19 protein-coding genes are annotated in these 24,755 nt (G+C 66.9%); 4 read left to right on the forward strand and 15 right to left on the reverse strand.

What is annotated here, in order from left to right:
- The first annotated feature begins 342 nt into the window (after positions 1-342).
- From ACW18A_RS10765 to ACW18A_RS10775, 3 genes are read left to right on the forward strand one after another with little or no spacing between them, the layout of a single operon-like run.
- Entirely contained in the window at positions 343-1,179 is an 837-nt protein-coding gene (locus ACW18A_RS10765) for a DUF1295 domain-containing protein (RefSeq protein ID WP_492021713.1), read from the forward strand.
- Positions 1,176-2,684, forward strand: a complete 1,509-nt coding sequence (locus ACW18A_RS10770) for an AMP-binding protein (protein ID WP_492021714.1) — start codon at positions 1,176-1,178, stop codon at positions 2,682-2,684. The genes ACW18A_RS10765 and ACW18A_RS10770 overlap by 4 nt, the downstream gene beginning before the upstream one ends.
- Positions 2,681-3,898 (forward strand): acetyl-CoA acetyltransferase, encoded by a 1,218-nt coding sequence (locus ACW18A_RS10775; protein ID WP_492021715.1) that lies wholly within the window; start codon positions 2,681-2,683, stop codon positions 3,896-3,898. The genes ACW18A_RS10770 and ACW18A_RS10775 overlap by 4 nt, the downstream gene beginning before the upstream one ends.
- On the opposite strand, the gene ACW18A_RS10780 is transcribed toward ACW18A_RS10775, so the two are convergent.
- The 9 genes from ACW18A_RS10780 to ACW18A_RS10820 all read right to left on the reverse strand — a co-directional run bounded on the left by ACW18A_RS10780 (position 3,895) and on the right by ACW18A_RS10820 (position 15,147).
- Complete coding sequence (locus ACW18A_RS10780; protein WP_492021716.1) at positions 3,895-4,356, reverse strand: PaaI family thioesterase; 462 nt, start codon at positions 4,354-4,356, stop codon at positions 3,895-3,897. The two genes, ACW18A_RS10775 and ACW18A_RS10780, sit on opposite strands and share 4 nt — an antisense overlap.
- Entirely contained in the window at positions 4,353-5,306 is a 954-nt protein-coding gene (locus tag ACW18A_RS10785; protein WP_492021717.1) for an NAD(P)H-dependent flavin oxidoreductase, read from the reverse strand. Before ACW18A_RS10785 ends, ACW18A_RS10780 begins: the two co-directional genes overlap by 4 nt.
- A complete protein-coding gene (locus tag ACW18A_RS10790) occupies positions 5,303-7,018 on the reverse strand; it encodes a class I adenylate-forming enzyme family protein (RefSeq protein ID WP_492021718.1) in 1,716 nt (571 codons plus the stop codon). The genes ACW18A_RS10785 and ACW18A_RS10790 overlap by 4 nt, the downstream gene beginning before the upstream one ends.
- Positions 7,015-8,502, reverse strand: a complete 1,488-nt coding sequence (locus tag ACW18A_RS10795; protein WP_492021719.1) for a class I adenylate-forming enzyme family protein — start codon at positions 8,500-8,502, stop codon at positions 7,015-7,017. The genes ACW18A_RS10790 and ACW18A_RS10795 overlap by 4 nt, the downstream gene beginning before the upstream one ends.
- Positions 8,499-9,725, reverse strand: coding sequence for a thiolase family protein (locus tag ACW18A_RS10800; protein ID WP_492021720.1), 1,227 nt, complete (start codon positions 9,723-9,725; stop codon positions 8,499-8,501). The genes ACW18A_RS10795 and ACW18A_RS10800 overlap by 4 nt, the downstream gene beginning before the upstream one ends.
- Entirely contained in the window at positions 9,722-11,410 is a 1,689-nt protein-coding gene (locus ACW18A_RS10805) for an aldehyde dehydrogenase family protein (protein ID WP_492021721.1), read from the reverse strand. Before ACW18A_RS10805 ends, ACW18A_RS10800 begins: the two co-directional genes overlap by 4 nt.
- A 151-nt stretch (positions 11,411-11,561) precedes the next feature.
- Positions 11,562-12,713, reverse strand: coding sequence for an acetyl-CoA C-acyltransferase (locus ACW18A_RS10810; RefSeq protein ID WP_492021722.1), 1,152 nt, complete (start codon positions 12,711-12,713; stop codon positions 11,562-11,564).
- Entirely contained in the window at positions 12,713-14,179 is a 1,467-nt protein-coding gene (locus ACW18A_RS10815) for a carotenoid oxygenase family protein (RefSeq protein WP_492021723.1), read from the reverse strand. The genes ACW18A_RS10810 and ACW18A_RS10815 overlap by 1 nt, the downstream gene beginning before the upstream one ends.
- A 65-nt stretch (positions 14,180-14,244) precedes the next feature.
- Positions 14,245-15,147 carry an SDR family NAD(P)-dependent oxidoreductase gene (locus tag ACW18A_RS10820; RefSeq protein WP_492021724.1) on the reverse strand — a complete coding sequence of 301 codons (903 nt, stop codon included), beginning with the start codon at positions 15,145-15,147 and terminating at the stop codon, positions 14,245-14,247.
- Between the two features lie 117 nt (positions 15,148-15,264).
- Between ACW18A_RS10820 and ACW18A_RS10825 the strand changes: the two genes are divergently transcribed.
- The gene (locus ACW18A_RS10825) at positions 15,265-17,466 is read left to right on the forward strand and encodes a TonB-dependent receptor (protein ID WP_492021725.1); all 2,202 of its coding nucleotides are present in this window, start codon (positions 15,265-15,267) and stop codon (positions 17,464-17,466) included.
- Positions 17,467-17,472: 6 nt separating this feature from the next.
- Here the strand turns inward: ACW18A_RS10825 and ACW18A_RS10830 are convergent, their stop codons facing one another.
- The 6 genes from ACW18A_RS10830 to ftsZ form a co-directional block, all read right to left on the reverse strand.
- A complete protein-coding gene (locus tag ACW18A_RS10830) occupies positions 17,473-18,429 on the reverse strand; it encodes a winged helix-turn-helix transcriptional regulator (RefSeq protein WP_492021726.1) in 957 nt (318 codons plus the stop codon).
- Positions 18,430-19,269: 840 nt separating this feature from the next.
- The gene (locus tag ACW18A_RS10835; RefSeq protein ID WP_492021727.1) at positions 19,270-19,527 is read right to left on the reverse strand and encodes a hypothetical protein; all 258 of its coding nucleotides are present in this window, start codon (positions 19,525-19,527) and stop codon (positions 19,270-19,272) included.
- 9 nt (positions 19,528-19,536) lie between these two features.
- A complete protein-coding gene (locus ACW18A_RS10840) occupies positions 19,537-19,821 on the reverse strand; it encodes a hypothetical protein (protein WP_492021728.1) in 285 nt (94 codons plus the stop codon).
- Between the two features lie 619 nt (positions 19,822-20,440).
- A complete protein-coding gene (locus ACW18A_RS10845; protein WP_492021729.1) occupies positions 20,441-21,877 on the reverse strand; it encodes a M20/M25/M40 family metallo-hydrolase in 1,437 nt (478 codons plus the stop codon).
- A gap of 63 nt (positions 21,878-21,940) precedes the next feature.
- A complete protein-coding gene (gene lpxC / locus ACW18A_RS10850) occupies positions 21,941-22,840 on the reverse strand; it encodes a UDP-3-O-acyl-N-acetylglucosamine deacetylase (RefSeq protein ID WP_492021730.1) in 900 nt (299 codons plus the stop codon).
- Positions 22,841-23,023: 183 nt separating this feature from the next.
- Positions 23,024-24,577 (reverse strand): cell division protein FtsZ, encoded by a 1,554-nt coding sequence (gene ftsZ / locus ACW18A_RS10855; RefSeq protein WP_492021731.1) that lies wholly within the window; start codon positions 24,575-24,577, stop codon positions 23,024-23,026.
- Positions 24,578-24,755: the final 178 nt, after the last annotated feature.

Consider the following 24,755-nt stretch of genomic DNA (forward strand, 5'->3'; position numbering starts at 1 on the left):
GCCCGACAGAGGACTCTGCGGCGAGCTCGAGGATTTCGCGGTGGATGTGCAGCAGTTTCATGTTCGCCTCGCTCGATGAGGGGCGCTTTCCGCCCCACTGAGGCTAGCCCGGGCCCGGCCGGACGGAGAGACTCTGACGCTCCGCTGAGACCGGAAGTCCAGCGTCAAACTCGGGAATGCTGGCACCCTACCCCTGTCCGCTTTGCGCCCGAGCTCCATTCCACGAAATGGCACCGATGGTTCGATTGAGGATTGCTTCGGCTTGTGGTGTCCGACAAGTCGTGTCACTTTTGTTTACAGACCATTATTCGGGAACGCGCGCGATGCACGAGAGACCTGGCCATGCCGCCGATTGGTGAAATCCTGACCATTCTCGGGATCAACCTCGCCCTCACCACCGCGTCCTTCGTGATCCTGTGGCGGGTCGGCTGTGCGATCCGGGACGTGTCGTTCGTGGATGCCTGGTGGGCGTTCGGCCTGGCCCTGATGGCGGTGACGACGTTCTTTCAGGCCAATGGCTCGCCGGAGCGAATGCTGCTGATCACGGGCCTCAGCTGCGTCTGGGGGATGCGATTGGGAGGTTACATCCTGTGGCGCTGGCAGACCTATGGTCCGGATCGCCGCTACGTCAAGATGATGGAGCGGGCCCAGGTGGCGAAGGGCTGGAGCTTCGACAAGGCGTCCTGGCGGATGGTGTTCATAACCCAGGCCCCGATCCTGTGGGTCACCAGCCTGCCGGTCCAGCTGGGGCAGATGTCGGCGATGCCAGTCGAAGTTGGGGCGCTGGGCTGGGCCTGTGCGGGACTGGTGCTGTTCGGGATCGGCTTTGAAAGCCTCGCCGACTGGCAGCTGGTCCGGTTCAAGGCGGACCCGGCGAATGCGGGCAAGGTCTTCGACCAGGGCCTGTGGCGCTACACCAGGCACCCGAACTATTTTGGCGATCTGTGCACCTGGTTCGGCCTGTTCGGGATCGCAGCCGAGACGACGCCCGGCCTGTTCGGCATCGTCGGGCCGATCCTGTTGTTGGTGCTGTTCCTGAAATACTCAGGCGGGTCGTCGTATGAGAAGCGGCTGACCTATCACCGGCCCGGCTATGGGGATTACATCGCCCGGACGAGTTCGCTGATCCCCTGGCCGCCCAGGCCGGTGGGTCGCGCCGAAACGGAGTCCGCCGTATGAGACGCCCGGCGCGCCCGCGCTCGATGGCCGTGGCGATGGGGCCGCCGGAATCGCTGCGCGCCGTCGGCGTCCTGCTGAACATCCATGCCGGGCGCGATCCCGACCGGCCGGCCCTGACGTTCGAAGGGGTTACGTTGACGCGACGCGAGCTTGCGGCGCGGGTCAACCGGCGGGCGCGGACGCTGGCGAAGGGAGGGGTGGTCGCAGGCGATTTCGTCGCCATCGCCCTGCCGAACGGCCCGGCCTTTCTGGAACTGGCCTATGCCGCCTGGGCGCTGGGCGCGACGCCGGCCCCGCTGTCGGCCAAGCTGCCGGCCGCCGAACTGCACGCCATCCTCGACCTGCTGAAACCGCGACTGATCGTCATCGAGGATGCGACCAAGGCCGGCGACTGGCCCTGGTTGTCGGAGGCGGCGACCTACGACCCGGACGCCGATTCTTCCCCCTTGCCCGAGATCGTGTCGAAACATCTGAAGGCTATCGCCAGCGGCGGCTCGACCGGCCGCCCCAAGGTGATCGTCGACATGGCCCCGGCGATGGCCGACCCGGATCATCCGCTGCTGGGCATGATCGCCGACGACGTGATGCTGAACCCCGGGCCGCTCTATCACGCCGGGCCGTTCGGCATGACCTGCCTGGCCATAGGCTGGGGTGCCCATGTCGTGCTGATGCGAAAGTTCGAGGCGGAAGAGACGCTGCGGCTGATCGACGAGCACCGCGTCAGCTGGCTGTATCAGGTGCCGACGATGATGCACCGGATCTGGACCCTGCCCGACGAGGTGAAGGCGAAGTATCACCTGAAGTCTCTGGATCAGATCCTGCACATCGCTGCCGCCTGTCCGCCGTGGCTGAAACAGAATTGGATCGACTGGGTCGGGGCCGAGACGGTCTGGGAAGTCTATACGGGCACCGAGGCCCTGGGCGGCACCGCCATCCGGGGCGTCGAATGGCTGGATCATCCGGGGTCGGTCGGCCGCTGCCTGCCGGGCTACGAGATGAAGATCCTGAACGAGGCAGGCGAGGTCTGCGCACCCGGAGAGATCGGCGAGATCTATTTCATGCCGCTGCGGGGGCAGGGATCGACCTACAGGTATCTGGGGGCGGAACCCCGCGCGAACGGCACCTTCGAGACCCTGGGCGACATGGGTCATGTCGACGAGGACGGTTGGCTGTATCTGGCGGACCGGCGTGTGGACCTGATCATCACCGGCGGGGCCAACGTCTATCCGGCCGAGGTCGAGGCGGCGATCGACAGTTTCACCGGCGTGCTTTGCGCGGTCGTGGTCGGCCTGCCCGATCCAGACCTGGGTCAGCGGGTCCACGCCATCGTCGAGACGGCGGACGGGACACTGGATCAGGCCGCGCTGAACGCCTACCTCGCCGAGCGGATCGCGGCCTACAAGCGACCCCGGACGCTCGAGGTCACGACCGAACGGCTCCGCGACGACGCGGGGAAGGTGCGACGCTCGGCGTTGCGGACCCAGCGAATGGAAGGCGCTTCATGACCTACATTCTCGGCGGCTGGCAGTCGGACTTCGCCCGCAACTACGCCCGCGAGGGGCTCGAAATCGGCGACGGGTTCGCCGAGGCCGTGCGCGGCGCGCTGGAGGCGACGGGTCTGGAACCTGAGGACATCGACGTCGGCCATGTCGGCAATTTCGTCGGTGACCTGTTCACCGGCCAGGGGATGCTGGGTGGGTTCTTCGCCATGGCCGACGAGCGTTTCGACGGCATGCCGGCGTCGCGGCACGAGGCGGCCTGCGCCTCCGGCAGCCTGGCCATCCTCGCCGCCGCCGCCGACATCGAGAGCGGCCGTTACGGCACCGCCATGGTCCTGGGCATCGAGATGATGCGGAACGTCCCGGGCGTGACCGCCGCCGAGCATCTGGGGGCCGCCGCCTGGGCAGGGCACGAATACCTCGACGCGACGTATGCCTGGCCTCGGGCCTTCTCCGATCTGACCGAAGAATACGACCGGCGATACGGCATCGACGAAGTGCACCTGCGCCGCATCGCCCGGATCAATTTCGACAACGCCAGACGCAACCCGAACGCCCAGACCCGAAACTACAGCTTCTCCAACGCCAGCTTCTGCGACGACGACGAGGCCAATCCAGTGATCGAGGGTCGGGTGAGGAAGACCGACTGCGGCCAGGTCACGGATGGCGCGGCGGCCATCATCCTCGCCTCGCCGGAACGGGCGGCAGACTATGCGAACAAGCACGGTATCCCACTGGAAAGCCTCCCCCGCATCAAGGGCTGGGGCCACCGCTGCGCCCCGATTGACTATGGCCGCAAGGTCAGGGCCAGCGAGGGGCAACCCTATGTCTTCCCGCAGGTGAAGCGCGCCATCGACGACGCCCGCGCCCGGGCCGGTCTCGACCTGTCGGGCATCGACGCCGTGGAGACCCACGACTGCTTCTCCATGACCGAATACATGGCTATCGACCACCTGGGCCTGACCGCCCCGGGCGAGAGCTGGAAGGCGGTCGAGGCCGGCGATATCGAGATGGGGGGCAGGCTGCCGATCAACGCCTCGGGCGGCCTGATCGGTTGCGGTCATCCGGTCGGGGCGACCGGAGTGCGGATGGCCCTGGACGCGTTCAGGCAGACGACCGGCACGGCGGGCGACTATCAGGTCGAGGGCGCGCGGAACGTCCAGACGCTGAACATCGGTGGCTCGACGACGACGACAGTCAGTCTGGTGGTGGGAGTCTAACGCGCCGACCTGATCGCCACGCCTACCGTCCCCTGCGCAACCACGACGCCTGTGTCCGTCCGCACCTCCGCCGCCACGACGGCTTTCCGCTCATCGCGGTAGGTCACCGTCCCGGTCGCCTCCAGCCGTGCGGTCTCGCCGGGCGCGGCGTTGAGGAAGCGCATCGTCAGATCCGAGGTCACCAGCGTCTGGCCCGGCTTCAGGATGCTCATCGTCGCCGCCCCGCCAGCCATGTCTATCAGGGCCGCCGTCACCCCGCCGTGGATCAGGCCGATGAAGTTGGCGTGGCCCGGGTCGATGTCCAGCGCCAGCCGCACGAAGCCCTCGTGCGCTTCGACCGGATGCGAACCCAGTCGCTTCAGGAAGCCGCCTACGCCGTCGCCCGCCACCATCCAGCGCCGAACGAGCTCCAGCCCGTCGACGGTCGGATCGAGCTTGAACCGGACGGGTTCGCTCACGCCGCCCCGCGCAGGGCCGGGCGCTTGGCCGTCTTGAGTTCGAAACGCTCAAGCGCCGCAACGTATTCCCGCTCCAACTGGGCGACCACGTCGGCGATCGGCTCCACAGCCTTGACCGATTCGATGCCCTGTCCGGCCGCCCAGATGTCGCGCCAGCGCTTGTTGTCGCCGCCGGACGCGTAGTTTCGCTCGGCCGGGCCGCCCAGATTGTCGGGATCCTGACCAGCGGCCGCCAGCGATGGCTTGAGCCACGACGCGGCCGTGCCGGTGACCGAGTCCGACACCACCAGATCGTCCGGCCCGGAGTCGATGACCATCTGTTTGTAGGCCGGCTGGGCCATGCTCTCGGTCGTCGCCAGGAAGCGGGTGCCCATGTAGACAAAGTCCGCCCCGGCGGCGACCGCGCCCGCGATCCCGGCACCGTCCCCGACGCCCCCTCCGACCGCGATATAGCCGTCGAAGAACTCCCGCACCGCCGAGATGAAGGCGAAGGGCGACAGGTGGCCGGTGTGTCCACCCGCGCCCGCACTGACGCAGGCCAAACCATCGACGCCCGCCTCTGCCGCCTTTTTCGCCAGCTTCATCGAGATGACGTCGGCGAAGACCAGCCCGCCATAGGCCTTGACCGTCTCCATCACCGGCCTGGGCGACCCGAGGGCGGTGATCACCACGGGTGGCTTGTATTGGGCGACCAGCCGCAGATCCTCGGCCAGCCGGACGTTGGTCGAGTGGGTGATGAGGTTGCAGATCCACGGCGCGTCGCCGGGCCTCAGCGCACCCGTGATCTGGTCCATCCAGCGATCGATATCCTCGACCGTGCGGCAGTTGGTGGTCGGAAAGGCCCCGCCGATCCCGGCCTTACAGGCGGCGATGACCATGTCCGGCCCCGAGACCAGGAACATGGGGGCCGCGAAGACGGGCAGGCGAAGCGTGTCGAAGGGCGGCGTCATGCGGTCCCGGTCATATTGAGGGCGGCGCGCAGGTCGCGCTTGAGTATCTTGCCCACCGGGTTACGGGGCAGGGCGTCCAGAGTCTCCAGCCGTTCGATCTGCTTGTAGACCGCGACCTGACGCTCGGTGGTCAGGAAGCGGTTGATCTCTTCCATCGTCGCCGTCTGGCCGGGCCGGAAGACGACGAAGGCGGCCAGACGTTCGCCCAGCTTCGGGTCGGGTGCGCCGACCACGGCAGCCTCGGCGACGGCCGGATGAGCGACCAGATGGTTCTCGATCTCCTCGGACGAGATGTTCATTCCGCCCCGGATGACGATGTCCTTCAGCCGGCCGACGAACTTCAGATACTGCAACCGGTCGCCGGCCAGTTCGAACAGGTCGCCGGTGCGGAACCAGCCGTCGGTGTCGAACGCCCGGGCGTTGATCTCCGGCGCGCGCCAGTAGCCCGAGAAGATGGTCGCGCCCTTGACCCGCAGTTCGCCGGGCAGCCCGGATTGCGTGATCTCCTGCTCCGTCTCCGGATCGACCAGCCGGGTGAAGATCCGGTCGTGGAGCATACAGTTCCATTTGAACCCGTCGCCGAGCCGCGGGAACAGGGTGGCGCGTTCGGCCGGGTCCGGAATGTCCTTCAAGGCGCTGGGGAAGGACGCGCCCTCGTTGGAGCCGAAATAGTTGACGATCTGCACGCCGTGCTTTTCGTGGAAGGTCCGCACCATCCATTCCGACAGGGGCGCCGAGCCCGAGCCGATGGACTTCAGCCGCTTGAAGTCGATGCCCTCCAGAAGCGCCTCGTTCTGCAAGAGCAGGTTCAGCACGGCGGGCGGGGCGACGGTATAGTCGATCTTCTCCTCGCGGATTTGACGCAGCAGGATCGGCAGGTCGAACGGCTGGTGCTGGATCAGGACGCCGCCCAGCAGAAGCCAGCCGACGAAGGCGGTCGAGATGCCTGCCATATTGACCATCGGGAACGGGTTCAGCAGCCGCGCGCCGGGCTCCAGGTCGGCCGCGTCGATGACGCCGGCGCCCATGATGATCCACTCGTTGTGGCTGCGGGGCACCCCCTTGGGCTGGGCCTCGGTGCCGGAGGTCCAGCAGATGGTGACGATGTCGTCGGCGGTGATGCGGGCGTCCCTGGCCGCCTTCTGGGCCGCGCGGTGCTGCTTGCCCGTGACGCCGTCCATCAGGGGCTCCAGATCCAGCGCCCCGGTCGGGCAGGTCTCGCCCAGCACGAAGACGGTCTTCAGCGTCGGACAGCGCGCCTTCAGGGCGACGATCATCTCGCCGTGTGAGTGCTTCCCGATCCGGTCCGCCGTGATCGCGGCAACCGCATCGGTCTTGCCGATGATGTAGGCCAGCTCGTTCTCGCGGTACTGGACCGGGGCCGGGCTGGCGATCACGCCGAGGCGCAGACAGGCCAGATAGGCGATGGTCAGCTCGGCGATATTGGGCAGCTGGATGACGACGACCTGATCCTTGCGAACTCCGTGCGCGACCAGCACGGCTGCCAGCCGGTCGATGGCATGGGCAGTCTCCCGCCAGCTCAGCCGGTCTGTCTGGCCGCCGACGACATCGGCCGCGTTCAGCGGATCGACCAGAGCCTCCCGGTCGGGATGGGCGGCGACGTGCCTCCTGAAAAGGTCGTCCAGGGTCTGGTCGCTCCACCAGCCCTTCGACTTCATTTCCTTGATCCGGTCCTTGGGGATCACGATCATCGGGCAGGCTCCAGCGGTCGGGATTGGATCGTTCGGCAAAGGGCGCGGACGTCGTGACGCACCACCTTGCCGACGGGATTGCGGGGCAGTGCGTCCAGCAGGTGCAGCCGTTTGGGCGTGCGCACCGGGCCGATCTGTTTCCGGACGAAGGCGGTGATCGCGGCAGCGTCCGCATCCGGCGCAACGGACACGGCCGCCTCCAGCCGCTCGCCCCAGACGTCGTCGGGTTCGGAAAAGGCGCAGGCCTCACGCACCATCGGATGCTGGTTCAATGCCGCCTCCACCTCGCCCGGATAGACATTGTAGCCGCCGGTGATGATCAGATCCTTCGACCGACCGATCAGGTGCAGCAGGCCGTCGTCGCCGATCCGTCCGATGTCGCCGGTCTTCAGCCAGCCGTCATGCCGTGACGCCGCCGTCAGCTCGGGCGCGTCCAGATAATAGGTCCGGGTCAGGTCGCCGCCGACCACGATCTCGCCCTCGCCGCGTTCGATGAAATCGCCGTCGGCGGTCAGCAGGCGCACGGGCGTGTCGGAGAAGGGACGGCCGACGCTGGCGCGCTTCTCCGCGTCGCCCATCTCCTGCGGCGACAGGCCGGCGATGGTCATGGGCGCTTCGGTCTGGCCGTACAGGGACGAGACGACGGGGCCGAAGCGGGCGATGGCCTGGGCGATCCGGTCCGGCGACATCGGCGCGGCGGAATAGGTCAGGTGGCGCAGGCGGGGGAAATCGTCGGGCTGGAACCCGGCCTCTCCCATGAGCAGGGCGATCAGGGTCGGGGGCATGAAAACGACGCTGACGCGGGCCTTGAGTTCGTTCAGGATCGCGGCGCGGACGGGCTCGGCCAGCAGGACATGCGCTCCGCCTGCCGCCAGCACCGGCAGGACATAGTGCGACGACCCGTGGGTCAGGGGCGCGACGGCCATGTTCACGTCGTCGTCGGCGAAACTGTAGAAGGCCTGCAGCGAGCGCAGCGCCGCGGTCCCGCTGGCCTGGGTCTGAACCACCCCCTTGGGCACGCCGGTCGAGCCGCCGGTGAATTTCAGGGCGAAGGGGGCTTCGGGATCGTCCGTGATCGGAGGGGGCGTCGCGGCGCTCATGCCGTCCAGCCAGGCCTCCAGCGGCAGAGGGCGCGCCGAGACCCCTGCCGCGTCGATCGACGCGCTGTCGATCAGGGTCAGGTCCAGCTTCGCCCGCGCCTGAAAGTCGCTGTTCAACCGTGCACCGTTCCTCGGATTGAGCGGCGTCCACACCGCCCCCGCCCGCAGGATGGCCAGATAGGCGACGACGTGCCGCCAGCTGTTGCGCGCGCACAGTCCGACCCGGTCGCCCGGGCCGATGCCGCGCGCCGCGAGGTCAGCCGCCGCCGCCTCGACCGTCTCGATCAGTTGGCCGTGGGTCAGGGTCTCGTCGCCGTCGAACAGGGCCGGTCGGTCGGCCTTGGCCGCCTGATTGTCATAAAGGCCGCGAATGGGGTGGGTCATGCCGCCCGCTCCAGCACGGTGACGACAGTCGCCGCCTCCTCGACGCCGAGGAAGCCGCCGCCGTTCTCGGCCACGGCGATGCGAGCGCCCTCGACCTGCCGCGCCCCGGCTTCGCCGCGCAGTTGGGTCGTCAGTTCGAAGAGTTGGGCGATGCCGGTCGCCCCGACCGGATGCCCCTTGGACACCAGCCCGCCCGAAGGATTGACCGGCGTCCGGCCGCCCAGCGCGAAGTCGCCGGCCTTGAGCCGCCACCTGACAGAACCGGGCTCGGCCAGACCGAGGTTCTCGATCTGCTGCACCTCGGCATAGGAGGTGGCGTCATGCACCTCGACGACATCGACGGCGTCCGGTCCCAGCCCGGCCTGTTCGTAAGCAATAGTCGCAGCGCGGCGGCCGATGTGATTGTCCAGGTCGTTGGCCGCCCGATCGCTTGCGCTGACCAGGGCGCAACCTCTCACGCGGACAGCACGGCCAGGCCCGCCCAGCCGCGCCAGTCCGGCCGCCGAACAGACCACCGCCGCCGCCGCTCCGTCGCTGACAGGGGCGCACATGGCGCGGGTGAAGGGGAAGACCACGGGCTTGTCGGCCATGGCCTGTTCGACCGTCATCGGCGTGCGGTACTGAGCCCGCTCGTTCAGGGTGCCGGCCGTGTGGTTCTTTGCGGCGATGCGGGCGAAGTCCTCCTGGGTCGTGCCGTGGCGGGCCATGTGGGCGCGGGCCTGGGCGGCGTAGAGGTCCATGAACAGGCTGTGGTGCGGGCCAGGGTCTTCGCCGCCCATGGCGCGGAGATAAGCGACGACGCCCTCACGGTCGTGGATGTCGGTTCCCCCGGCGAAGGCCGCGGCGACGCGGTCGGGGCGGTCGGGCCAGACCATCTTGTCGACCCCGACGATCAGGGCGATGTCGCCCGCGCCTGCCCGGATCCAGTGGATCGCCGACAGCAGGGCGGTGGAGCCCGAGGCGCAGGCGTTCTCGACATTGACGACGGGAATGCCGGTCAGGCCGAGCGGCCGCAGCGCGATCTGGCCCCGCACCGTGTTCTGACCCTCCAGCATCGGCTGGCGGGTGTTGGAGAACCAGGCCGCCTCGATGTGGGCGACCTTGGCGTCTGCGTCGGCCAAAGCTGCCATCACGGCCTCTGCGGTCAGAGATTTCACGCTGTCGTCCGGCCGCTTGCCGAAGCGGGTCATCGAGGTTCCGGCGATGAAGACGTCTGCGCTCACGCGGCGGGCCGCCGCCGCTGTACGATGCGGAAGCGCGAGGCCACGAAGTCGAGGTCGGCGAGACAGGCGTTGCCCGCCGGGTTCAGCCCGGTGACATGGTAGTCGCTGTAGGCGGCGGCGAAATTGATCCACATCGCGCCGGTCAGGTTGATCGACAGATTGGCCCCCGCCGCCTCGTAGGCGGGGGTGGCGCTGTCGATGAAGGCCTCGTCGGTCGAATACAGGTAGGACGAGATCGACCCCTTGATCCTCGCCAGCCAGGTCGCCTCAATCACCGCCTGGCCAGCGTCTTTATGGACCAGAAACAGGACCGGGCCGAAGCGTTCCTCGGCATAGAGATCGACGTGTTGGCCGGCCTCGACCGCGATGACCAACGGGGTCAGAGTGCGGGCATCGGGGAACTGCGGATGGGCATAGGAGGCGGCCTCCCGCAGCGTCCGCACGCCAGACAAGTCGGCGACGGCGGCGCGGGCGTCGGCCACGACCTTCAGCGACACCTCGCCCTGGATCGCGCCCATGATCCCGGCGGCCTGGGCGGGGTCGGCCGCGATGGCATCGATCTGTTCGACGATGGCGTTCGACATCGGCTCGAACAGTTCGGGCGCGACGTAGATCACCTGCGGACTGGTGCACATCTGGGCCGAGAACAAACTGGACGAGCGGGCCAAGGCGCGGGCGACGGTGTCCACATCGGCGACGCTCTCGATGACGACGGTGTTGACCCCTGCCGTCTCGGTGAACAGCTGCTTGCCGACGACGGTGCGTTCCAGATAGCCGCCGTAGCGAGGGCTGCCGGTGAAATCGATGATCTGGACCTGCGGGTGATCGACCAGATGCTGCGCGACGGGCTCGGCGAGCGTGTCGACTGCGAGGGTGACGAGGTTCGGATCGAAGCCGAACTCGGTCAAGACGGCGCGGCTCGTCTCGACCACGATCGCCATGGGCAGGATGGCGATCGGGTGCGGCTTGACGATGACCGGGTTGCCGGTGGCGAGCGAGGCGAACATCGCCGGATAGGCGTTCCACGTGGGGAACGACGCGCAACAGATCACCAGCCCCACGCCGCGCGGGACCAGCACATAGGTCTTCTCCAGCGCCACCTGTTCGCCGGCGAAGTTGCGGTGCCAGGTCGCCGACGGCGCCACATCCCGCATAGCCTTGGCGGCATAGGCCAGCGCCTCGACACCCCGGTCCAGGGCGTTCGGGCCCGAGCCCGAAAACGCCTGGGTGTAGCCTTGACCGGCGACATGCATGACAGCGTGGGCCATCTCGAAATTGCGGTCATACAGCCGCGCCGCCATCTCCAGACACAGTGCGATCCGCAGTTCGAAATCGGCCTTGCGCCAGTCGGCCATGGCGACGACGGCGGCGGCGACGAGGGTCTCCGGGTCGCTTTGAGGATAGCGGATATTCAGCGGCTGTTGCGTGAACGGCGAGACCTCCTCGCCGACCTTGCCAATGACGCCAGGCTGGCCGAGGTCGAAAGTTGTCTCCAACCGCGCCTCGAACGCGGCCTTGCCCGCGCCCGGTTTGTCGGGGCCGTGGATCTTGGTCGAGGGACTGTCGCTGAACGGGCTCCAGCTCTTCCGCGTCTGAACCGCGTCGATGGCGGCAGCCAGCGTCGGGGCGTGACGCGTGATCAGAGCACGGTGGCGGTCAGCGAGCGTTGTGGTCCCTCCGTTCATTACCCTCTCCCGTGCACACCGCCGAAGGCCGGGCTCCAGATGGTAAAGTCGATGGTTGGATCAGAGCAGGCCGGTGCTCGATCCACGCCGTCAGTGTCTGTGATCTGGATCCCGGCCTTCGCCGGAGTGCGCGGCAGAGAGAGGGGCAGGATCATCTCTCGATCCGCTCGACAACCATCGCCGATCCGACCCCTTGCGCGCCCGCTGCGACCACCAGACCGTAGCGGCCTTCGCAGACGTCCAGCGCGTCCAGCAGGGAGGACAGCAGGATTGCCCCCGTCGCTCCCATCGGATGCCCCTTGGCCATATGGCCGCCGCCCACGTTGACCCGCTCCGGATCGACCGTCCGTTCACGCATGAACCTGACGATGGTGACGGCGAAGGCCTCCATGAACTCGATTCGATCCATTTCGGCGAGACTCAAGCCTGCGTTCCCGAGCGCGCGGTCCATGGCGGTGAAGCCGGCCGTCAGCGACGCCGCCGGGTCGCCGCCGGCCTCGGCCCAGGCGACGACCCTCGCGCGGGCTCCGGCCGCCTCGCCGGTGACCAGGGCCAGGGCCGCACCGTCGGTCATCGGGGGCGCGTGGGCCACGGTGTGGCGGTGGTCGATGACGCGGCCGTCGAGCGCGTCTGCATACTGCGTGCCCAGCACACTGAAGGCAGCGGGCATGGCGGCGAGGCTCTCGGCGGTGGTCGAGGCCCGAGCCGCCTCCTCGCGGTCCAGGCCGTTCAGCGGGATACGAGACTTCAACAGGGCCGTGCCTTCGGCCGCCGCCGTGCGTTGCTGGGAGACGAGCGCCGCCGAGTCCATCTCCTCGCGGGTCACGCCGACGTCCTCGGCCAGCCGGTCGGCGGCGACGACGACGGGGATGTAGCGGGTGCGCGGCGGAAAGCTTGCGTCCTCGTAGTAGTCGGCCTTGTCGCCCATGAAGGGAACGCGCGACATCATCTCGACGCCGCCCGCGAGCGCCGTCTTCGCGCCGCCCGCCTCGACCATCTGCGCCGCCTGCCCGATCGCGGTCAGGCCCGAGACGCAGTAGTTGTTGATGGACCAGGCGAAGGCCTCGTCCGGAAGGCCGGCGTGCAGCTTTGAGACGAGGGCGACGTTGGCTCCCTGCGCTCCGACCTGTCCCACGGCCCCCAGGATCAGGCCATCGACCTTCCTCGCCGCGCCGTCGTTGCGCTTATCCAGTGCATCGATCAGCCCGCCGACCAGCTCATGCGGCCTCATCGAGGCCAGCCCGCCATCGGGCCGCGCCCTGCCCCGCGCCGTGCGAACCGCGTCGAGGATGTATGCGCTCATCAGGCCGCGATCTGGTCGCCGGGGGCCCAGGTGCCGTGGAAGCCGGCCGGCACGCGGACGGGCAGGGGGATGCGCGCGATCGGACCCTGATCGAACGCCTTCGCGTCCAGCACCTGGACCTCCGACGTCCCGTCCGGTGCCGTGGCGAAGACCACGACATAGCCGTCATCCTCGCCCGTCGATCCGACGCGGGGCGCGAAGGCGGGCTCGGAGCCGCCGACGCCGTCGGCGAACCGGTGGGTCTGGGCGTTGCCGGTGGTCAGGTCGTATTTGTACAGGCCATCGAACCGCTGCAGTTCCTCAGGGGCCATTGAGACGTGATACGACCAGTTGGTCTTCACGCCGGTGCGGTCCAGGTTGATGACCGGGAACTCGCCGATGCGGTCGTCCAGCTGGCGCTTCTTCACCTCGCCGGTGACCATGTTCATCCGCCATTCGACCGGCACGGCGTGCAGGGCCAGCACGTTGACCATTGAGGCATAGGGGCCATAGGCCGGGTTCGACGGATAGCCGTTCGGCGTCATCATACAGGCGGTCATGACCACCTCTTCGCCGTCCTCCCAGGCGTTGACGACGTGATAGATGTAACAGCTGTCAGTCTCGAACCATTTGATCTGGTCGCCCCGGCCGTTCCTGGGCGCAACGCCGAAGCGAGCGGGCTGGTCGGCGACCTTGATCTGCCACATGTGGTTGCGCATCCCGCCCTCTGTGAAGACCACCGGCAGGTCATGCAGGATGACGTAGTTCTCGGTCAGACCCATGTCGTGCGGCAGACGCGGGCCCGGCAGGTCGACGCGCTGGAAATTGGTCAGCACATTGTCCCGGCTGACGATGCCATAGGTCATCCAGGGCTCGGTCAGGGAGTAGTCGAAGAAGCAGAACTCGCCAGTGCGTGGATCGACCTTGCCGTGGGCCGAGACGTGCCGGGGCAGGGCGGCACCGAAGTCCTCGTTGCCGATCGTCTCCAGGGTGCGGGCATCGATCCGCACGGGCTTGCCGGAGATATACCACAGCGCCATCAGCGAGCCGTTGTGCAGCACCAGGTCGGTATTGGCCGTGTCCTTGTAGACCAGCTCGCCCCGGGTCGATCCGGGGTGCGATTTCGCGGATGGCATCAGGACGCCGCCTGCGCCGATCGCTTTTCCGTCGCGTTCGGCCCGGAAGTCGTCGGACTGGACATAGCGGTTTCGGTACTCTGCCTTGCCGTCCTCGAAGTAGACGGCGTGGACCATGCCGTCGCCGTCGAACCAGTGGTGCATCCCTTCGGGTGCGCGCTGCGGGTTCGGCCCGTTGCGCACGAAGGCACCGTACAGATCCTTCGGGATCTCGCCGATGACCTTCAGATCCAGCGCCGTCGTCTCGGTGGCGACCGGTTCGTACAGCCCCTGAAGATAGGGGTTCAAAGTGTTCAACCCGGTCAGTTCCCCGGTCTCGATCCTGCGGGCGACGGTGGCGTCATCGGCCATGAAACGGACTCCTCGATAAGATGAGGCAGGTTAGCCGGAATGGTATCTTAACGCAAGTCAAGAGGTCAGCCGGAGGAGGGGGCGGCAGCGAGAAACGCCTCGAACGCCGCCTGACCGTCAGCGGGCCGGGTCCAGGCCGCATCGGACATCATCGCCCCCACCGCAGCGTCGAACCGGGTCAGTCCCTCCACCGGCCCCGTCCCGAAGTCCAAGCCGGCACCTTCGATCCGCCACGCGGGCCTGACCTTTCCGGCCCCCGCGACCAGGGTCTCACCGTTCAACCGGCATCCTTCGCTGACCAGCCAGCTGACCACCGGTGCGACGAGTTCGGCCGGCATCGTCGCACCGGTGGCCTCGTCCATGTAGCCCTCGGTCATCCCGGTCAGGGCATAGGGCGCGACGGCATTGGTGTGCACGCCCCGCGCTGCGCCTTCGAGCGCGATGACCCGCATCAGGCCGATCACCGCCGCCTTGGACGCCGAATAGGCCGCCATGCCGTGGACGCCGTGCAGCCCGGCGGCCGAGGTGGTCATGACGATCCGGCCTGACCGCTGTTCGCGCATGTGGCGATAGATCGGCAGGGTGGCGGTCAGGCTGCCGAAGAAATTGATGTCGAACACCAAGCGGAACTGCTCGACCGTCTGTTTGTGCAGGCTCACCGCCTCGGGCACCCCGGCGTTGTTGATCAGGCCATCGATCCGCCCGAAAGCTTCAAGAGCGGCCGCCAGCAGCCGCTCCCCTGCATCCGGCGCCTCGACCGCCAGCGGACAGGCCAAGGCCCGCCCGCCCGAGGCCGCGATCAGATCCACGACGGCCTCCGCCGACCCGGGCTGATCCGCTGGCCGGGGCCGGGTGTTGACCACCACGGACGCCCCCCGCGCCGCCAGATCCAGCGCATATGCCAGCCCCAGCCCGCGTCCCGCGCCCGTAACGACGACGACACGGTTCTCCAGCGATCGATCGGTCATGGTTTCCCTAGCGCCTTCCTTGCGTAAAAAGACTTGCAAAAGTGGTCTGTTGGCGCAAGCCTCATGGTCGAGCTTCCGGACAACAGGAAGCCAACCTTTGGGAAGGGGACTGACACCATGAAGACCATGATCGGGAAGACCGCGTCCGTCGCTGTCTTGATGCTTGCCGCAGGGCTGACCGCGCCCGCCTTCGCCCAGACCGCGCCGCAGGACGAGTCTGCCGCCCTGGACGACATCATCGTCACCGCCCAGCGCCGCGCGCAGTCGCTCCAGGACGTGCCAATCGCGATCACCGCCTTCGACGCCGAGACGCTGGAGCGCACCAATGCGGTCGGTATCCAGGACATCGCGGCCAAGGCACCAGGCGTCACCCTGACCCAGTTCAATATCGGCGAACCCCAGATCTATATCCGCGGCGTCGGCACTTCCAGCGACTCGGCCGCCAGCGACCCGTCCATCGGCGTATCGATCGACGAGGTCTCGATCGGGCGGGCCGGTGCCAGTGCACTGGCCTTCCTCGACATCGAGCGCGTCGAGATCCTGCGTGGACCACAGGGCACGCTCTACGGCCGGAACGCTTCGGGTGGCGCGCTGAACGTCTACACCCGCCGGCCCGTGCTGGAGGATTCCGGCATGCTGCTGGGCCGCCTCGGCAGTTTCGGCGAATATGGCGTCGAGGGCGTGCTGAACCGTCAGCTGGGCGAGGACGCCGCCGCGCGTCTGGCCTTCCGCTACAACACCAACGACGGCTATGCCGAGAACGTGCCGACGGGACGCGGGCTGGAGGGCGGAACGTCCTATGGCGCACGCCTGTCGGTTCTGAACCAGTCGGGTCCGTGGACCTTCCTCGGGTCGGTCGACTATTCCAACGACGACATGGACGGTCACGCCCGGATCCCGGTGACGGCCCGTAACACCGCGCCGGCGTTCGTGACCCTGATCAACACCCTGCGCAGCGGCCTGGACGTGCGCCAGAGCTTCTCGTCGGCGAACAACTATCAGGAGCGGACGAACTTCGGCTTCACCGGTCGGGCCGAGTACGACGCCGAGAATTTCGGCTTCGTCTCGCTAACCTCCTATCGGAACAATGACTACCGGTGGCGCGACAACCTGGGAGGCCTGCCCTTCCCCAACTTCCCGCTTGAGGTGGACGATCAGGCCAGCGAGGACGCGTCGCAGTTCAGCCAGGAGTTCCGCCTGGTGTCGCGCCCCGACCAGCCGGTCTCATGGGTCGCCGGCGTCTACTATTTCAACGAGGAGATCGATCGCAACGAGCGGTTCATCGTCCGCGCCGCCTTGCCGATCGCGCCGCCGTCGTTCGGGGGGGACACCTCCTTCCTCCAGAACGCGACCAACACCAGCTATGCCGTATTCGGCCAGGCCACGGTGCCCTTCGCCGACATCTGGGAGCTGACCGTCGGTGCCCGCTGGACCAAGGACGACCGCGAGATCCGTCAGATCGCGCGCGACAACGAAGGCGGTGCCAATCCGCCTCCGGGCATTCCGCTGGGGCCGGGCGGCACGCCCTACAACGTCTCGAGCGACGCCAGTTTCGACGAGCCGACCTGGAAGATCGCCCTGGCCGTCGAACCGTTCGACAATGTGCGTCTCTATGCCTCGTATGACCGCGGCTACAAGGCCGGGTCCTTCCCCTCGACCGCCCAGACAGGTGTCCAGGCCGTCAACCCGCTGCGGTCCGAAATCCTCGACAACTACGAGCTGGGCCTGAAGTCGACGCTGCTCGACGGCCGGCTGCGCTTCAATGCCGCCCTGTTCAAGCTCGAATATGACGACTTGCAGGTCTATGAACTGCTGGGGCTCAGCCTGGTCACCTCCAACGCTCAGGCGGAGGTCGACGGCTACGAGATCGAAAGCGCCTTTGCGGTCACGAACAACATCACCATCGGCGGATCCTACACGTCGCTGGACGCCCGCTACACGTCCAACGCCCAGTCCGGCACCCTGATCCTGCCCTACAACAACCTGATCCTGCCGCGTTCGCCGGACAGCCAGTACACCCTTTATGCCGATGGCGAATGGGATGCCTTCGGCGGCGAGCTGGCGGCCCGGATCGACTATCAGTGGACGGACGACTTCTTCTTCGATCCGTCGAACAACCCCGAGGTCCTGTCGCCGGCCCACGGCCTGGTCAGCGCCTACGCCTCGTGGGAATCGCCGAACGGGCTGAAGCTCGCCGTCTATGGCAAGAACCTGGGCGACGAGGAATATCAGGTCCACATCATCAAGAATGTGGGCGTCGGCTTCAGCGTCTTCGGTGCCCCGCGCTCCTACGGTCTGGCGGTCAGCCGCAGCTTCTGATCGACATCAGGCGGCGCTGGTTTCGACCGGCGCCGCCGCCTCGATCTCCCATCGGATTGCACGCGGGTCTATGCGGAGACCCGTGTTCCGGTCGCAGACGACCGCCGTGATCGGCGCGCTCGTCCATCTGTCGATCAATCGCAATGGCGGCCCGTCCGGACAAAGCCAGCGCTCAGCCCATCCATGCATCGCCATGATGATCGGAAACAGATCGCGCCCGGCGTCCGTGAGCCGGTATTCGAACCTTGGCGGTGCGGTCTGATAGAGCCGCTTTTCCATCACGCCCTGGAGGACCAGCGTCTTGAGCCTGTCGGCCAGGATGTTGGTGGCCACGCCCAGGGCGTCGTGGATCTCGTCGAACCGGCGCAGCCGCAGGAAGGCGGCGGCCAGCACCGCCCAGCTCCAGTAGTCGCCCATGATATCGGTCGACCGGTCGATGATGGCGCGGTCGGTTTCGATGGGCGCGGTCCGTCTGCGACGCGAAGTCGGCGGCGCGATCGGGATCAGCGGACCGGCCGCCACCCAGCTCACATGGTGAGGATCCAGAGGCTTGCCGCCTTCATGGTCGAACACGGCCGGAACGACGCGCGCCCCGGTCTCGCGATCGAAATAGGCGATGGCATAGCGTTCCTGGAGCGGTGAGCGGGCCCATTTGCGTTCCCACTGTCCCTGCATGACAGCGGTGCCGAAGACGTCGAGTCCCATGTCGGTCAGCCGATACTCCATCCGCGTAGCGGTCCCTTTGGCCTCGCGCTGTTCCAGCAGACCCGCCTCGATCAGCCGGTTCAGCCGGTCGGTCAGCACGCTGCGCGGCATGTTTAGCCGCTCGCGCCAGACCGAAAATCGCCGCGCGCCGTAGAAGGCCTCGCGCAGGATCAACTGCGTCCAGGCATCGCCGGTCACTGCAAAGGCGCGGGCCACCGGGTTGCCCATGATCAGGTCGCGGGGGGTGTGAGACGTCACGACCGATCTTCTAGAGCAATGCTCCGCGTCAGGACCAGCCGAAACGGTGTTGTCAGGGAAACTTCCTCAAATCGAAAAGCCCCCTGCCCCGTCTGATTTCATTCAACGGCGGGGTCCTGTCCCTGGCGCTGACAGGTTAACTTCGCCAAGCCGAAATCCCCCTGCCCCGCCGTTGTTCAGGCTACCGCCACCGCTCAAGCGGTGGTGGTGACAGGTTGCGCCAAGTTGAAGTCCGCCCTACCCTGCCTGAAATCAGGCAACCGCCGCTGTCCAAGCTGTCGCCGCATCGGCGCGGAGACAGCTCACACTGAGGGACTTGGTGCGGGCGGCCGGGGTCGAACCGGCATGGGCAATGCCCGACGGATTTTCGTACCACTTCGACTTTCGCCGCCACCCAGGTTGGGCGTTCGTGGTCTGGACTATCCCTTCGTCATAGCCCGAAGGCCTTAGACGCCGCCCGTCTAGTCTCTACACCTTCCCGCCTGGCGGCGGGCTTGGCTCGGGATCGCCATTTCACAGGGTTCCCCGACTTTGAGCGGTTCTACGTCCGGGATTTCCCCCGGCGCACTCAATCCTCAGCTTAAGTCCGTTGCGTCTACCAGTTTCGCCACGCCCGCAGGCCGAAGTCGTTCATAGCCCGCTCCAGCGTTGGAGCCAAGGCGAGGGTCCTCAATCGACCGCCCTAGGCTTCGGCCGACTTGGGTTCAGAGGACTTCTGTTTGCGGACGTTGATAGCCGAGGCGTCGAGAGTGTTCTTGTTATGCGAGGCGTAGTACTTCTCTATCATCTCGACGCTGGTCCGGCAGTTTTTGGCCACCTGATATATGTCGGCCCCCTCCATCAGCCGCATGCTGACGTAGGTATGGCGCAGGCTGTAGGCGGTCCGAAAATCTGGTCTGTCGGCTTCGGGTTCGCCCGCGCCCCAAGGCGTTCGAACGGCAGGACGGCCCCCGCCATACTCTTGCAGTAACCTGCGCCCCGCTTGCCCCGGACCTCGATCTCGAGAATCCGCTCATTCGTATCCTCATCCTCGACAATGGCGACGTCGCGAAACTCTAGCCGTGAGGCCTCGTCGGGACGCAGGCCGGTGTTGGCCATGAAGAGCACTTAGTCGTGGGACTTCTCGCTCTCGCCCCTCCACCGCTCCTTCTTCGGCTTCCTGGCGCGCGCCCGCGTCGCCTCGTAGAGCGTCCGGTACTCGTCCGGTGAGAACCAGGCGCGGTGGCTGAACTCGCCGGAGGTCTTGTATGGGGCCGAAATGTCGGGAAAGCCGGTGATCCAGCCTTTTCGGTTCGCAGCTTTCAGCACCTGGCGCAGCGTGACGATCTCGCTGTGTATAGTGCTCCGCGAAGGCCGCTTCACATTGCCCTCCCCGTCTGAACGGGAGGTCATCCGATGAACCCGATAGTCCTGGATGAGGCCGGCGGTCACCTCGGTGACGGGCCTGTCCCCCGAAGCACGGCAATAGGTGCAGGTTCGGTTGCCGGGGCTTCTGCTTCACGTAGGAGGCGTTGCATTCGCCGCGAGTGATCACCTCGTACTCGGCGACGAAGGCCTTGGCGGCGTCGCGGAACGTGGGAGCGGCTACCCCTCGCTTCGTTGCTCCAGATCCCGCGCGCCGTGCGGGGGCTCCGGCAGGCGGGCTCTCCCCGCGAAGGCGCAGGCGCGCGTCGACGCGACGCTCCAGGTACCAGTCGGTGGCAAACTCGAAGGCCAGCGCCAGGTTCGTGTGCCCGGTCGACGCCCGATGACTGTAGCCGTCCACATAGACGGCGCACTGCCAGCGAGAGCTGTTCTCTCGACGATAGACATGGACCTTGCCGTCCATGAGCGTGTGTCTTTGATCCGCCATGTATGCACTTCCCGAGGTGGGGTGTGTAAGACATGTGTAGCCCGGTTGACGGGTCCGAAGTAGCTGTTTTTGCTTCGTAAACATACGGCGATAAGCCGCAAAACACACTTTTAGGTCGCTTGCATCTACCAGTTTCGCCACGCCCGCGGCTTCAGCCCCTCACTGGGCCGGACGCATCGCCCGGAAATCGACGTCGCTGTCCGCGACGAGCCAGACCAGGGCGGCCCAGGCGGCCACGTTCTGGCGCAGCTGTTCAGGATCGATCTTGTCCAGGGTGTCATCGGCCGTGTGGTGCAGATCGAAATAGCGCAAACCGTCCTGCTTCAGCCCGAACACCGGCACGCCGGCCTCGACGATCGGACCAATATCAGCACCCCCTTCGGTCTCCGGGACGTTCGTGCGCAGCACGCCGATCGGATAGAGGACCCGGTTGGCCGCGTCGGCAAACGCGCCGGTCTGGGCACCGACGGGCAGTTGCAGGGCATAGACCCGGTCCGCGCCGAAGTCACTCTCGCCGGTGAAGACATGGTTGGCGATGTCTTCGGCCGACAGGCTGCGCAGATAGGCACCGCCGCCGTTGCCGGTGTCGGTCGGTTGGGCGACCTCTTCCGATCCGTACAGGATCACGCGGACGGTCCGTGCCGTGCGGCCCTGTTCGGCGATGGCCTTGGCAGCCGCGATGGTGATCGCGCCGCCGGCCCCATCGTCGATAGCGCCGGTGCCCAGGTCCCAGCTGTCCATGTGGGAGCCCAGTACGATGATCTCGTCAGCCCGATCGCCACGTCCCGGCATGTCGCCGATGACGTTGTGCGAGGTCGTTTCATAGGTATGGGCGGTGGACGACAGATGGATCCGCACAGGATCGCCGTAGGAAACCAGCCGGCTCAGTTGATCTGCGTCAGGGGCGCTGAGCGCGAAGCCAGGGAGCGGCACGACGCCGTTCACATACCGGGTCGTGCCCGTGTGCGGCATGCGGTGCTCGTCAGAACCGGCGGACCGCATGATGAAGGCCAGGGCACCCTTCTGCGCGGCCACGCTCGGGCCTGCGCCGCGGATCCGGGTCAGGGGGCCGTAGCCCGCGCCCGATTGCATGGGGACCATCTGACCGGCGTCGACATAGGCGATCTTGCCGGTGAGAGAGCCGTCGGGGGCAGCGGCAAGGTCTTCGAGCGAGGTGAAGCGCACGACCTCGGCCTCGATACCGCCGGCCGGCGTGCCCGGTGAGTGTCCGAGAGCGGCGACAGCCAGACGCTGGGGGTTGGCGCCGACGATAGCGGCGCTCTCCTCGCCGCGCTCCCAGCCGACCAGCGGGAACGCCTGGATATGCACGTTGCTAAAGCCCAGTTTACGCATGTATCCGGCCGCCCACTCGGCGGCGGCCGTTTCGGACGCCGAACCGGCAGGCCGTGGTCCGAACCGGGTCGTCAGCTGGGTGACATAATCCATGGCGACCGTGTCGTTCAGGGCCGCATCGCGGACGCGCTCTGCGTTCCGGATAGTTGCGGCGTCCTGCGCCAGCACCGATCCCGCGAGCGCGGCTGTCAGGGAGACGGCGGATACGGCGGCGAGCACCGAACGACGAGCGGAAACGAACATGCCGAAACTCCAGATCACGGGATCGCCGGACCCTAGAGCTTGAATCAGGGAAGTTGAAGCGACTTAGCCGACCTGGGCCAGTTGCGGCTCCAGAACCACTTCGCGCCAGGCATGAGGCGCGTCGAGCAGGGCGCGGACCAGCAGGTTGTTCACCGCGTGGCCGGCCTTGTAGCCTTCGTAGCGGCCCAGCAGCGGCGCGCCCATGACGTAGAGGTCGCCGATTGCATCCAAAGCCTTGTGTCGCACGAACTCGCGTTCCATGCGCAGGCCGCCGGGGTTCAGGATGTCGTCGCCGTCGATGACGACCGCGTTCTCGAGGCTGCCGCCGCGCGCCAGACCGGCCTGGCGCAGGGCCTCGACCTCATGGGCGAAGCCGAAGGTGCGGGCCGCCATGATCTCGTCGCGGAACGTCTGCTCGTCGACGACGAAATCCACGACCTGGTTGCCGATGACAGGGCTCTCGAAGTCGATCTCGAACCGCATCTCATAGCGTTCGCACGGATAGAGGGCCGCATGCTTGTCGCCATCCGTGACGTGGATCGGTTCGAGGATTTCGATATAGCGGATCGGCGCTTCCTGACGACGGAAGCCGGCGCGGTCCAGCAACTGGACGAACGGGAGGGCCGAGCCGTCCAGAATTGGCAGCTCCGGCCCGTCGACCTCGACGATGACATTGGACACGCCCAGGGCGCAGAAGGCAGCCATCAGGTGCTCGATCGTCGACAGCCGAACGCCGGCCTCGTTCTCGATCATCGTGTTCAGGCGCGCATCGACCACGGCGTCGCCGGAGACGACGATCCGGTTGTCACGATCGGTGATGTCGGTGCGGACGAAGACGATGCCCGTTCCGGTCGGCGCGGGACGGATGGCCAGACGAACCCGCTGCCCTGTGTGCACGCCCACGCCCGCACAGATGGCGGGGGCGACCACAGTCCGTTCGCGATGATCGTGGCGTGGCGGCAAGGTTTAATCCACTGAACGCCCGGCGCGCCTGGGCACGCATGAGCGGAAGGTCGATCCCTAACCGCGGTGCAGCAAGGCGAAAACCAAAGTCGGGTTTCGAATTGTTTCCACGCCGTTAATCTTTGGCCCCAACGCAAAACGCCCCGGGCTTCCCCGGGGCGTTCGAAGCGGTTGTCGGCCGGATCAGTTGGCCAGACGGCGCAGGAACGACGGGATCTCGAGATCATCCTCGGCGGTCGGAGCCTGGACTTCAGGCAGAGGCTGGGCGGTCTGGCGCAGCTGGGGCTGGCCGCGCGACGCGCTCGCCGCAGGGGCATAGGCGCTCTGGGCGCGCGGCTTCTTGCCGAACAGGCTCCAGCCGGACTTGCGGTGGTCCCGGTCGTCGTAGGCGGGCTCGTCGTACTCAGCGGGTTGCTGAGCCTGCGAATGGGTTTGAGCGCGGTCCAGATAGAGTTCGCCCTGGTCGACCTGGGCGGTGGCGGCAGGTCGACGCCCTTCGGACTCGAACGCCTCGACCCACGGATCGACGATCGGGGCCAGGGTGCGCTCTTCGGCGACATGGATCACCGGCTCGGGCGCGCGCGCGACGGGCTCGGGCGTCTGGAAGGTCGGGATGACCGGGGCCGGCTCGGGCGCACGATAGGATTCGGCGCGGACCGGCTCGCGATAGACGGGCTCCGGAGCCCGCGGGGCTTCGGCGACCGGCGCCGAGCGGCGCGGATCATGGAAAGCGGTCTGGCGCGGCGCAACGGGCTCAATCTTTTGGGTCGCGACCTCGTCCATGCCGGTGGCGACGACCGAGACGCGGATCTTGCCGTCCAGGGCAGGATCGAAGGCCGCGCCGAAGATGATGTTGGCGTCGCCGTCCACCTCGGCCGAAATCGCGTTGGCAGCCTCGTCGACTTCCAGCAGGGTCATGTCCAGCCCGCCGGTGATGTTGACCAGAACGGCCTTGGCACCCTTCAGCGAGGTCTCGTCCAGCAGCGGGTTGGCGATGGCGTTCTGGGCGGCCAACAGGGCGCGGTCGTCGCCGGAGGCCTCTCCGGTGCCCATCATCGCCTTGCCCATCTCGGACATTACGGCGCGGACGTCGGCGAAGTCGAGGTTGATCAGGCCCGGCAGGATCATCAGGTCGGTGATCGAGCGCACGCCCGAGTGCAGGACCTGATCGGCCATGCCGAAGGCGTCGGCGAAGGTGGTGCGCTCATTGGCGACGCGGAACAGGTTCTGGTTCGGAATGACGATCAGGGTGTCGACGTAGCGTTGCAGCTCGGCGATGCCCGCATCGGCCAGACGCATGCGATGACGGCCTTCGAAGGTGAAGGGCTTGGTCACGACGCCGACGGTCAGGATGCCGCGATCGCGCGCGCGCTTGGCGATGATCGGCGCGGCACCGGTGCCGGTTCCACCGCCCATGCCGGCGGTGATGAAGATCATGTGGGCGCCTTCCAGGTGCGCGTCGATTTCGTCGGCGCTCTCCTCGGCGGCGTTCATGCCGACTTCGGGGTGGGCACCGGCGCCGAGGCCCTGGGTGATGGTCTCGCCCAGCTGGATGCGGCGGTCGGTCTTGGCGAAGCTCAGGTGCTGGGCGTCGGTGTTGGCGACGACGAACTCGACCCCTTCAAGGCCGGCGTCGATCATGTTGTTGACGGCGTTTCCGCCTGCGCCACCGACGCCGAAGACCACGATCCGGGGCTTCAATTCCGTAGCTGAAGGACGCACCAGCGAGAGAGACATTTCCAAACCGACCTTTTTTCCGACCCTGCCCCTTGAACGGCCAGTGCGAAGTCCCCGCAGATCCGCATTGGTTATGAGCGCGTTAAGGATCGCTCACCGTCGTTAAGGGAAGGTTACCGGATAAAGTGAGTCGGGTGCCTTTGAAGGCCGGAAAGCCTGCGTCACCGCAGAAAGCGGC

Source organism: Brevundimonas sp. AVps5 (assembly GCF_058681515.1).